Source organism: uncultured Chryseobacterium sp., assembly GCF_936933875.1.
Classification (GTDB): Bacteria; Bacteroidota; Bacteroidia; order Flavobacteriales; family Weeksellaceae; genus CAKZIK01.
In genome coordinates, this window is record NZ_CAKZIK010000031.1 from 1 (window position 1) to 12,433 (window position 12,433).

General features: G+C 34.7%; 11 protein-coding genes. All 11 read right to left on the reverse strand.

The genetic code is table 11. The features are described from left to right. Positions 1–176: 176 nt before the first annotated feature. The 11 genes from Q0252_RS05875 to Q0252_RS05925 all read right to left on the reverse strand — a co-directional run bounded on the left by Q0252_RS05875 (position 177) and on the right by Q0252_RS05925 (position 12,310). The gene (locus tag Q0252_RS05875; protein ID WP_297984604.1) at positions 177–857 is read right to left on the reverse strand and encodes a hypothetical protein; all 681 of its coding nucleotides are present in this window, start codon (positions 855–857) and stop codon (positions 177–179) included. After that, positions 857–1,723, reverse strand: coding sequence for a dTDP-4-dehydrorhamnose reductase (gene rfbD / locus Q0252_RS05880; protein WP_297984605.1), 867 nt, complete (start codon positions 1,721–1,723; stop codon positions 857–859). Before rfbD ends, Q0252_RS05875 begins: the two co-directional genes overlap by 1 nt. 1 nt (position 1,724) lies before the next feature. Then, entirely contained in the window at positions 1,725–2,204 is a 480-nt protein-coding gene (locus Q0252_RS05885; protein ID WP_297984606.1) for a thioesterase family protein, read from the reverse strand. A 61-nt stretch (positions 2,205–2,265) separates the two neighbouring features. Then, a complete protein-coding gene (locus tag Q0252_RS05890; RefSeq protein ID WP_297984607.1) occupies positions 2,266–2,766 on the reverse strand; it encodes an OmpH family outer membrane protein in 501 nt (166 codons plus the stop codon). Between the two features lie 72 nt (positions 2,767–2,838). After that, positions 2,839–3,360 carry an OmpH family outer membrane protein gene (locus tag Q0252_RS05895; protein WP_297984608.1) on the reverse strand — a complete coding sequence of 174 codons (522 nt, stop codon included), beginning with the start codon at positions 3,358–3,360 and terminating at the stop codon, positions 2,839–2,841. Positions 3,361–3,379: 19 nt separating this feature from the next. Next, complete coding sequence (locus Q0252_RS05900; protein WP_297984609.1) at positions 3,380–5,929, reverse strand: POTRA domain-containing protein; 2,550 nt, start codon at positions 5,927–5,929, stop codon at positions 3,380–3,382. Between the two features lie 22 nt (positions 5,930–5,951). Continuing rightward, a complete protein-coding gene (locus Q0252_RS05905) occupies positions 5,952–6,701 on the reverse strand; it encodes an isoprenyl transferase (RefSeq protein ID WP_297984613.1) in 750 nt (249 codons plus the stop codon). Between the two features lie 4 nt (positions 6,702–6,705). Further along, complete coding sequence (locus Q0252_RS05910) at positions 6,706–7,650, reverse strand: DUF6089 family protein (protein WP_297984610.1); 945 nt, start codon at positions 7,648–7,650, stop codon at positions 6,706–6,708. A gap of 167 nt (positions 7,651–7,817) precedes the next feature. Then, a complete protein-coding gene (locus tag Q0252_RS05915) occupies positions 7,818–10,316 on the reverse strand; it encodes an exopolysaccharide transport family protein (RefSeq protein WP_297984611.1) in 2,499 nt (832 codons plus the stop codon). Between the two features lie 3 nt (positions 10,317–10,319). Then, positions 10,320–11,165, reverse strand: coding sequence for a polysaccharide biosynthesis/export family protein (locus Q0252_RS05920; protein ID WP_297984614.1), 846 nt, complete (start codon positions 11,163–11,165; stop codon positions 10,320–10,322). A 29-nt stretch (positions 11,166–11,194) separates the two neighbouring features. Beyond that, entirely contained in the window at positions 11,195–12,310 is a 1,116-nt protein-coding gene (locus Q0252_RS05925) for a glycosyltransferase family 4 protein (RefSeq protein ID WP_297984612.1), read from the reverse strand. Between the last annotated feature and the right edge of the window lie 123 nt (positions 12,311–12,433).

The following is a 12,433-nucleotide window of genomic DNA, read 5'->3' on the forward strand; positions in this document are numbered from 1 at the left end:
AAATTATCTACTCCTGCGCTACTCCTCCGTGGAAAAGTGGTGCAAAAATAGAACGTTTTCATCTTAACTTCCAAATGAATTTATAAAATTTTTCATAGAATTATATAAAACACTGAAAACTAGTAGGAAAAATTTCAAACAATTGTTTAGCTTATAGAATAAACGGTTTAATAAGGCTATTTCTGTTCCTTATATATCAGCTGTAGAAATTGGGCAAATGATTTTTCAACCGGAGTAACATCACCCGATTTTAAAAATATTCCGCCGTTTGTTCCAGACTGATCAGAGTGCAAATTAAAAGATGTGACCATAAAATACTGAACAGGCTGTCCAGCTTTTCCTTGAAGCATCACTTTTGAACCCAATATTTTTTTTGTAGAAATAGAACTTGTTTCTCCCTCTACTAAATTCAACTTAATATAATGCTTAGGTTGAAGTACTCTTTTTTTATTATCAATGCGGATGTTTTGATTTTTTGGTTCGTAAGAAAAAATATAAACTGTGTTATCTTCTTTTTTAAACTGGTCGGAAGGAAGATAATAAAGATTCAATTTATAATGTTCCGAATCCAAAGATTTATCCAAACCATCAATAGATTCTTTTTGATTCAATGAAAAAGCATTTGCTCCTAAAGTTTTTGCCTTTTTATATATAAGACTGAATGTATCTGCATCGTTTTTAGAAAATCCATCCACCTGAACTTCGCCTAAATATTCTGCATTGGGAATTTCAGAATCTACTTTATAAAAAAACTTATCGTTGTTCTGATTAACTTTCACGCCCTTGCTTAAAGTGACAGATTGCGAAAACAAAACCGCTGAAACCGACAATGATAATACAACAAAAAATCTCTTCATTATTTCTCTTCTTTTAGAACTTCCAGACAATCCTGCAAACTGTGCTCCCAATGTTTCGGTTCGATTTGATATTTTTCCTGAATCTTATCCAAATTCATCGTACTTCTTTTAGGTCTTTTCGCAGGTGTTGGATATTGTTCTGTTTTGATTGGATTTAATTTAATTGGTGAACCCGAAAGTTCCGCAATTTTATATGCAAAATCATACCAAGTTGTTTCCGGATAATTGGAAAAATGAAAAATGCCGTAAGTTTTATTATCTGTTTTGATAATCTGCATAATCGCTTCGGCTAAATCGTTTGAATTTGTAGGTTGTCCGAACTGGTCTGCAACGATATTGAGTTCTTCTTTAGTGCTGTAAAGATTCAACATCGTCTTTACAAAGTTTTTGTTGAATTCCGAATATAGCCAGGACGTTCTTAAAATAATAGTTTTTGGATTATTTTCTAAAGCCAGCTCTTCGCCTTTTCTTTTCGAGGCTCCGTAAACTCCTTGCGGATTTGTGAAATTATCTTCATCATAAGAAATATTGGTTTCGCCATCAAAAACATAATCCGTAGAAACGTGGATGAAAACAGTTTTATATTCTTTACAAACTTCAGATAAGTTTCCAACACCTTCAGCATTTACGGCATACGCTTTTTCAATTTCTGTTTCTGCTAAATCTACTGCGGTGTACGCTGATGCATTAATGCAATAATCCGGCTTAAAATCATAAAATATATCTTCAATTTGTGAATTGTCTGTAATATCCATTTCAGATGAATCAGTGAATTTAAATGTATATTCACTCGAATAATCATCCGCGATTTTCTTCAAGCAATTACCCAATTGGCCGTTTCCACCGGCAACTAATATTTTTTTCATGTTACTTCTTGTTTTGTTGTCTTAAATAGGTTACTCTGCTTTGAAAATCTTTTTGATCCAGCTCCACCAAAAAATTTCGGAAAAGTTCTTTTGTTTCTTCAGGATGACTTTCCGAAAGTCTTGTTTTCATATTAAAATATATTACGGTGCACCATAAAACACAGTGCACTGTTTTTTCATCCAAACTTTTCATCAGGATTTCTACTTTAGAAACTCTGTCACTGATTTCAATAGTTTTGCTTGTGATTAAGACTTTGGAATTATAGCGAACTTCTTTCAAGTAAGCAATTTCATTCTGAATCGCAATCCAAGTACAACCCGTTTTTCTAGTATATTCTTCGTAAGTAAATCCGTAGCCTGCTTCTACATGATCTTCACGCGCGTTCAGCATGTACTCTAAATATTTCACATTATTGAGGTGTCCAATGGGATCACAATCGCTGAAACGGATTTTCACTTCGGTAGATAATTCTCTTTGCATAGGGCAAAAATAAAAAAACCACCCTAGAAAAGGATGGTTTTGATTTATAAATCTTTGTTAATTAAAGACCTAATTCTTTTTTCACAGCTGCAGTTGCATCCGGACCTCCTTTGTAGATTAATCCGTTGCTGTTTGAATCGAAAACGAAATCCCAACCGTTAGATTTTGCAGCTCTTGTTACCGCATCGTTGAATTTCTTTTCGATTGGAGCGTAAGCAACATCAGTTTTTTCAGCTAAATCTTTTTGAGCTGCCATAGACATTTGCTCAATATTTTGCTGAAGTTTCTGTAATTCAGCATTTCTTTGCTCATTAACTTGCTGCGTCTGCTTTGGAGCTTCGTCCGAATATTTTTTCAATAAAGCCTGTGCAGACTGCATTTGCTTTTCAATTTCTGCTTTTTTTGAAGTTGAAAGAGCAGTAAGCTGGTCATCGGCTTTTTTCTTTTCTGGCATTAAGTTCAAAACTGCAGCCACGTCCAATGAAGCTACTTTTTGAGCTTTTGCAACTCCTACAGCCAAGAACATCATCACTGCTGCAAATAATACACTTAATTTTTTCATAATTGAATACTTAAATTATTTTTTTGTTTGTTTAAATTTTTTCTTTGATTCCTTTTGAAAATAAAGGTTAAATTACTTCCCTTGATTTTTCAGCAGCAAATCTAATACTTTATCGGTATAATCGTATCTTTTTTCGAGAAAAATCACACTGATGTTATTGCTTTTATCAAGAACTATGCCCAAACTGTTCTTCTCCGACATGGTCTTAATTGCAGCCCATATCTGATCCTGAAAAGGTTTGGTAAAAGTAGCCCTTGCACTATTAATTTCCCCATTGGTACCAAAACGCTGGTTAATCGTTGCTTTTAATTTTCTGTCGATTTCCTGAACTTCAGTTTCTCTCTGCTTCAGCTGATCCCCAACAAGCAGAACTTTTTCGTTTTCGAAAGCTGCTTTCTTCCTGTCGTATTCAGCCTGAAGATCCTGCACTTCTTTTTCCCAGTTTTGAATCTGCATTTCGAATCTGGATTCTGCTTCTTTATACTGAGGCAATTTGCTCAAGATATAATTGGTATCTACAACGCCAATTTTCTGGGCATTGAAAGCCGCTGGCAAGATGGCAAGAAACAAAAACAAAATTCTAAACTTTTTCATACCGAATAATTTTATAAAATTAAAGCGACTGATTCATCAAGAAGTGAGATTTCCATCCGGAAGGTTCTGAAGAGCCAATAGTTCTGTCGAAACCATAAGCAAAATCAAACCCAATTAATCCAAATGCTCCCATATACACTCTGATACCAACACCTGCAGATCTTTTTAGTTGGAAAGGGTTGTAAGTTTCCCAACTGTTCCAGGCGTTACCTCCTTCAAGGAAGCTTAGTCCATAAATTTTTGCAGTTTGGTTCAAAGAAATAGGATATCTCAATTCTAAAGAGAATCTGTTATAAATGGTTGCTCCACCGTAAGGCGTAACATCATAAGGAGATGCCGAAGTATATCCTGTTGTAGAAGCATTTTCATAACCTCTCAAAGGGATAAGCTCTCTACCGTCATATCTTCCTCCAAACAATCCGGTACCTCCCACATAGAATCTCTCAAATGGTGGCGCTCCCAATTCTTTATTATAACCGTTCATATAACCCATTTCTGCAGTACTTCTCAAAACGAGTTTTCCTACTAATGTATTGTATGTGTCGGATTTTAATTTTATTTTATAGAACTCCATCCATTTATATTTCTCTGTTGGAGTCATTGTAGAATAATCTTTATTGTTGAATAAAGAATATGGAGGAGTTAATTTAACTGTTGCTTCAATATTTGAACCCTGAGTAGGGAAAATCGGGTCAAAACCCGCTGAGTTTCTACTTAAACCAATATTTAAAGAGAAGTTATTTGCTGTACCATACAATTCCGTTGTATCCCCAAACTGGAATTCGTAATTGCTGAAATCATATCTCTGATACTGGATACCTGTGTATAAAGAGAAGTAATTATCTGGCCAATTCAACATTTTATTTAAACCTAAGCTTGCTGAGAAAATATTCAATCTTTTATCCGCACCATAGGTATCTTCATATTTAACTCTTGAATAATTGACTCCTGCAGAAAGTGCTGTCGGTCTATTTCCGAATAACCAAGGCTCAGTAAATGAAATTCCGTAATTCTGGAAATATTGTCCTGCTTGCGCTTGGATAGAAAGCGTTTGTCCGTCTCCTTGTGGAATTGGTTTAAAATCTTTAAATCTTAAAAAATTTCTTAATGAGAAGTTATTGAAAGTAAGTCCTAAAGTCCCTATAAAAGAGTTACCACCGTAACCAGCCTGTAACTGAACTTGCGAAGAACCTTTTTCAACTAAAGTCCAATGGATATCTACCGTATTATCTTGTTGATTTGGTTGTACATCTTGACCAATTTGTTGTGGATCGAAGAATGACATCCCTGCCAAAGTATAATATGTTTTCTTGATATCTGCTTTAGAGAATAAATCTCCAGGTCTTGTGTATAATGAACGGAGAATTACGTGGTCGTGCGTTGTAGTGTTTCCAGACCACGTTACTCTGTTCCAAGAAGCTTTTTCTCCTTCGTTAATTCTTACTTCAAGGTTGATTGAATCTCCGGAAACCGATTTTTCAACAGGGGTAACTGATGAGAAAAGGAAACCATTATTCATGTAAAGAGATTTGATATCAGAATCGTCTTCTTTACCACCATCTTCTCCAACTTTTTTGTTGAAACCAACCGCATCGTAGATATCTCCGGTTTTATAACCTAAAACTTTCTGTAAAACTTCTGTAGAATACGTTGTGTTTCCAAGGAAGGAAATATCACCGATGTAATATTTTTTACCTTCGTTAAGCTTTACATTAATTTCGTAATTGTTGTTTTTGTTTCTCCAAACTGAATCTGAAACAATTTTAGCATCACGGAAACCTAAGGACTGATAATAGTTGATTAAGTTATCTTTATCCGCTTCGTATTTGTCCTGAATGAATTTTGAAGATTTCAAAATACCGCCAATGCCAAATCTTTTCTGTTTGGTGTCTTTAAATCCGTTTTTTCTCAGTTTTCTGTCGGAAACGTTATCATTTCCTTCAAACTCAATATGAGAAATTTTGATTCTTTTGCCTTTATCTACATTAATTGTCCAGTCCACCAAATTAGGATCCTGTGCGTTTACTTTATCCTCGATGGTAATTTTCGCATCAGAATATCCTTTTTTCACAAATTCCTGCGGAACATTTGTTTTGAGGGTAGAAATAAGATCGTTAGTAATTTTAGTTCCGGGAGTAAGTTTATTGTCTTTTGCAATTTTTTCTCCTTTCGACTTAGAAATACCCTTACCTGAAAATTTCACTTCACCAAGTTCTTTAAGATCCTGAAGATTGAATCTTAGGACAATTTGCTGTCCTTCGATGCTTTCAACATACACTTCTACTTCCGAGAAATTTTGTGTTTCCCAAAGTTTTTTAATGGCATTGCTGATTTTTTGACCAGGAATTTCAACACTTTCGTTTTTGTTTAACCCTGTAAATCTTAGGATTTGCGCCGGTGAATATTTTTTTACTCCATCGATTACGATGTCTTTAAGGATGTAAGTTCCTTGCTGGCTTTCTGCATAAACAGGATTATTGTCCTGTGTATTTCCTTGCGTGGGTGTTACCTGTCCGTAAAAATGTGCGGAGGCAACAAACATCATGATGGGAATGAATTTCAATTTCATTTTCTATATAACTCTTTTCTTTTTATTTCGGATCAAGCTGTTCGCTTGTTTTACCGTATCTTCTTTCTTTGTTCTGATAATTTACAATACACTTAAAGAATTCCTCTTTATTGAAATCCGGCCAAAGTACATCTAAAAATTGAAGTTCCGCATATGCGATTTGCCATAGCAAAAAGTTGCTAATTCTAACTTCGCCGCTTGTTCTGATAAGTAAGTCTACTGGAGGAAAGTCTTTGGTATAAAGGTGATTTTCAAAAACTTCTTCATTGATATCCTCTACATTTAGTTTTCCTTCTTTAACCTCTGTGCTTATTTCTTTGATGGCCTTCAGCATTTCTTGTTGAGATCCGTAGCTTAATGCTAAAATTAGATTTCCTTTTGTGTTGTTTTTTGTAAGTTCAACAACATTTAGAAGTTGATCTTTTACCAATTGAGGTAATTTTTCAACATCACCAATTACATGCATTCTAAGTCCTTTTGTGAATATTTCCTCTGCTTCGAGCAAAAGAGTTTCACTAAGTAAAGTCATTAATGTATTTACTTCTTCAGAAGGTCTGTTCCAATTTTCTGATGAAAAGGTGTATAGTGTTAAATATGGAATATTGACCTCATTACATGCATTAATTGCACTTCTAACAGCGTCAATAGCATTTTTATGTCCAAAGGTTCTTTCTTCTCCTCTAGATTTTGCCCATCTTCCGTTACCATCCATGATAATGGCAACGTGTTGTGGAAGATTTTCCGTATTGATTTCTTCTTTGTAACTCTTCATCATTTTATTCGCAATAACATGGTGGTCTTCCAAATGAGTAGGTTAAACCTATTGTTACACTATTAATCCAATCTTTTGAATTAACATTTCCAATATTATTATTTTGTAAATATGCTTCTGCTCTTTCTTTAGCAACATTAATGTATGGTTCTTGTTGTAAAACAGATCGATTAGTACCTTCTACAAGAACATCTTTATTATAAGTAATCTCATAATCATCTTTCTCAATCACACTGTAATCTACTGCATCTGAAAAAGTTGGACGAAAAAGTAATTCTCCAGAAATTGCCCAATTGTAATTGAACTTATATTTTAAGCCGACACCGAATGGAATTGCTCCTGTCAATTTATTTTTAGCATTAAATTCCGTTGTTGTTGTAAAATCTTCTCCATAAATAGGTGAAGTTGAATCGGTGGTTGGTAAGATTGGATTTCCAGCTGAATCTCTGTAAAAATCATTGGCGAAAGTTACTTTATTGGAATTGATAACTAAACCACTAAGTCCTGCAAAAATGTATGGACTTAGCATACTTTGCTGCTCATTGTTTACCGGAAAAAAGTAGTATTCGAAGATTGCAGAAACTTCTACAGCAGAATTAGTTCCTCCAAAGCCTCTATTTCTTCTATATTGTTCTTTTGCATATTTATCAGCAAACTGAATATGGCTCCAACCTAAATCAAACCTTACTGTTTGATAAGGATTGAAATTCATTCTGTACATTATACCGCCATAAAACGGAATACCATAGTCATAGTCCGAAAACTTAGTTCCGAAAGGCTTTTGCAGGAAGTAATTGGTGCGTCCAATATCGCCCACCAAATTACTCATCCCAAGCTTAATGCCAAGTTCATGCCTCTGAGCTTGAGTTGCGCCAAATGCCAATAAAAACAGCAGAAGGAAAACCCTTCTGTTTAGCGATGTAATAAACAGATTTTTAAAACTTTTCATAAAATTTGTGCAAATATAAAACATTTTTACTTTAAGGATCTTCTTAAGGATAAGTTAAATAAGAATAAAAATGCATAAAGTTTTAATAAAAAACGCAGAATGCTCCTATTTATTCTAAACCTCAGCAGTAAATAAAAAATCTCCCTTTTTGGGAGATTAAATGCTTTCTAGTTTTTACTAAACATTGATTTTAATCTGTTCCGAATTTTGATAAGAGTTGGTTCTTCATAATTTTTGTCCTCATCGAAATAACCGTATCCGTAACCGTATCCGTAACCATAACCGTATCCATAACCATAGCCCTGGTTCACATAATAATCGTTGTATACCAATCCCAGATGTTCAACCTCGTGATTGTGATATTTTTCGGTAATCATCTTCAGCATATATTTTTCGGTGTATTCATGTCTTACAACATATATACTTGCATCTGCAACTTTCATTAACTCAAATGAATCCGCAACCAAGCCAACCGGCGGAGAATCTATGATAACAAAATCATACTTTTTTCTTAGCTCTTCAATAAAATCAAGATTCCTTTGGCTCATTAAGAGCTCTGATGGATTTGGAGGAATTGGACCTGAAGTCGCAACATGCAATGAAGGAACTTTTGTTTCGTTAATAATTTGATCTAACGAAACCTCGCCTGTTAAGTAATTGGAAATTCCGTATTTGTTATCAATTTTAAAATCTCCGAAAATTTTTGGTTTACGAAGATCCATTCCCAAAAGAATCGTTTTTTTACCGCTTAACCCAAGAACCGAGGCAACATTGATGGATGTATAAGTCTTTCCTTCACCTCCAACAGAAGAAGTTACCAGAATTACCTTACTTTTCCCGTTTTCATTGTAAAGGAAACGAAGATTGGCCCGTATTCCTCTGAATGCTTCGGAAATTGAAGATTTTGGCTGTTCGATAACGGTAAGATTGTTATCGTGGTTGTTTTTACCAATAACTCCAAGTAAAGGAATTTTTGTTGCAGAAAGCAATTCCTTGATATTCCTGATCTTGTTATCCAGCAATTCACCAATTAAAATAAACAACAAAGGCAAAGCAAGGAGTCCGCCAATAATAGAGTATTTTGTTTTCTCAACATTGGGAGCAATTGGTCCCTGTCCTAAATTTTTTGCCCGGTCGATCACCTGAAGATCAGATTTGTTGGTTGCAACACGCATTTGTGTTTCGGCTTGTTTGGTAAGAAGTGTATTGTAAGTAGTTTCAATAATGTTGTACCCTCTTTCAATATCAAAATATTTACGCTGTTGATCCGGTAAGTTCACCAAATCTCTTTCTCCGCGGCTAATTTCACTGTTCAATTTATTAAGTTTCGTGTAATAACCTGAATAGTAACCTCTTAAACTGTTTTCTGAATTTCCTCTTGCTTCATTAATCAATCTGTTAATTTCGCGCATTGGTTCCGAATTTGGCTGGTAAATCTGAGACATTTCTCTTCTTTTTGCATAAAGAGCTTTCAGTTCTGAAACTGACGCGGTAAACATTCCGTCCTCAATTCCTGCAGCATTCAAGCTTATCATTTTTTCTAGATTAGCGGAAGCCATGGAATTTCTCACTTGATTTAAGGAATTGATTTTTGTAATTAAATCTGCTTTTTTCGATTCTAAATCGGTAATTTTCTGCAAAGTTCTTTGATCCTGACCTTCAACATCGTATAACCTTTCATTAATTTTTACCTGATTCAGTTTTTGTCCGGCAGAATCCAGTTTCTTTCTGATGTGCTGAAGACTTTCATTAATGTATTCTGCGGTGTTTTTATCCACCAGGTTCTGATCAATTAACCTTTTCTTAATTAATTCGTCCACTGTAGTATTCAGAAATTTTACTGTACCGTTCAGATTATAACCTGTTTTGGTAATAATCATGATGGTTGGAAGCTCTTTGTCGAAATCAACTGATACATTCGAAGTAATTGAATTAACAGCTTGATTTACTGTAGATAAGCTAACAATAATATTGTCGAATTTTATTTCGCTTTTTTCAGGATTATCAACCAATCTAAATCTTAAGTTCGGAGTAGTGTACCATTGGTTAAGACCGATAATTTTATTTTGAGGAAGCGGATAAGAGGAAATTCTTTGCATGGCTTCCGTATTGTAATTGTATAAACTCGTTGACTGCCCTTCTTTAGGAAGTACGACCTCATACTGGTTTCCGCCTTTAGGAATTAATGTTATCGGGTAATTAACCTGTTGCAAATGATCACGATCAATCTCAAAAAAAACCGGCGAATCGTACTTGTCCAGATAAGTTTGTTTAATGAGTCCTTTCGTAGCATAATTAGTAAAGAGATCCAGTTTTTTCACCAAATATTCGTTGTGAGATCTGGAGAGAATCATCTTTTTTAGATAAACTCCATCTCTGTTGTTATTTTGTCCCCAAATAAAATTAATGGACTGGTTTGGAGTGAAATAGCTGGCTGTACTGTTTGAAATACTTAATGAAAGATTAGAAGCATAGATTCGCTGTGCGTAATATTTGCTGTAAATGTATGCAATTCCATAACCTATTGCGCCCATCAAAGCAAACCAATACCAGTTTTTTAGAACCTTTCTGATAAAATGTTCCGGATCGAAAAAGGAAAATGTTCCAATCTTTTCTTTTTGGCCGGATTGCGATCCGTTTTCGTCAATTTTTTTATTAGGAATCATACTTTACAGTCTTGAAATTAATAAATAAATTGACATTGCTGTAGTTAACAGCGAAACTCCGGTTGTAATAGTTTGTAGTGGATCTTTTCCAAACCCGTTGAAACTTTTTTGTCTTGTATTCAATAAAATCATATCGCCGTTCTGAAGCCAGTAATAAGGCGAATTCATTGCATCTTCACGTGTAAGATCCAGGTTTGCTCTTTTAATGCCTTCGGGATAACGTCTCTGGATGACGATATTTTTTCGGTCTATTGTTCTGTTTAGACCACCATTTTGTGCGATGGCTTCCATGATATTTAGAGTTGGAGTATGAGATACTTTTTCCCCTGTTAAACCAGTGGTTTCTATGTCTCCTAGGATGTAATATTTAATTCCGTCAAGATTAAGGCGCACCTCAGATTTACCCTCCAGGAAATTTTCATTAACACGGTTCTGTATTTCCTGAGAAATGTCCTCTACCGTTCTTCCTTCTGCATGAATATACCCGATGCCAAACACATAGATATCACCTTTAGAATCTACCCTTATTCCGTTAAAATAAAAATTGGCATTCCCCTTTCCGGATCCAGCTCCAACACTCGAACTACCGCTAATTGCACCCCCTTCTCCAGAAGCTGTGTTTAGACGGGAGTAAAATTGTGCAGCATCTCCTTTTGGTGTTGTAACAATGTTAAGATTGAACATATCGTTTTTCGTAACACGATATTCCTGCATGTTATAAGGAACCAAACCTTCTTCATTAATAGTGAGACTTTCACTTGGCTGTAAATACCTTACCTCCTTTGTTGTTATGCACGAGGTAAAAAACATCGAAAGGACAAGTAAAATAAGGATATGTTTATTTTTCATCATGAATTTATTGAGTGCAAAAATAATATTTATTTCTGATTTTTGATTTTTAGGTATAAATCTGGCAGATAAGCTCCTATAAAACCTACCGCTAAAATAATCAAAAGAAGTACATTAACGTTTAGATGTCTGAAATAGTATGCAACTGCTACTACAAAAAGGTAATAAACGGTAATATAAAATGTAGATCTTCTATGTGTAAAGCCCAGATTAAGCAATTTGTGGTGAATATGATTTTTATCTGCCTCAAAAGGAGATTTCTTGTTAGCTAATCTTATTAGAATCACATTCATGGTATCCACAATCGGAAGGATCAGAATGGCTACAGCAATTACTGGTGCGGTTTGCAAATGATATCTTGGAACTCCAGGTATTTTCTTATCAATAAAGATATCTATAAAACATATTGCTGTAAAGGCGAGCAAAAATCCTAAAACCATCGAGCCTGTATCTCCCATAAAAATTTTCTTTTTCCTGTAATTTGAAAGATTGTAGTAGAGAAAAGCGAGTACCGATCCTATTATTACAACAGAAAGCACGACCAATGGATAATTATATTCACCCAATCGGAAGTAACTGATCCCGAAAAGCGCACTACAAACTACAGAATAACTTCCCGATAAACCATCAATTCCATCAATTAGGTTAAACGCATTGATGAGGATAATAAATGTTAATATGCTGAAAATAACACTCAGAAAATAATTGAGTTCATAAACACCAAAAACGCCAAACAGGTTTCTAATCCTAACATCAGAACCTAAAACGATGAGCGCAGAAACTAAAATCTGTGCTACGAGTTTTTTGTAAGCCCGCATCACCACAATATCATCCATAACACCGATGTAGAGAAGAACAACGAGTGAAGCAAAAAGAAATTTGTAGGAATCAAATAGTTCGTAGGCAAATATGGATGCGCAAATCCCAATGGAATAGAAAATGGCAATTCCTCCCAGATTAGGAATTTTTCGTAAATGTGAGCTCCTTAAACCAGGTTCATCCATTAAGTTTTTTCTTTTGGAAATTTTTACAATCGTAGGAACCGTAAAATAAGTGATAAGAAAGGATGCAAGAAATCCCAATACGATTTTCACATAAAAAATCGGTAGGTGGTACTGAGATAACAAAAGGTCTATTTTATCCATTCACTACTAATTTAATTAACGGGAAAACAATACATTATAATATTTCCCCGCGGTAAATCTACCTTTATCTCCGTTTCCTTTACCAAAATAAAAAAACATCATAGTAAAGTACGTCATAAATCC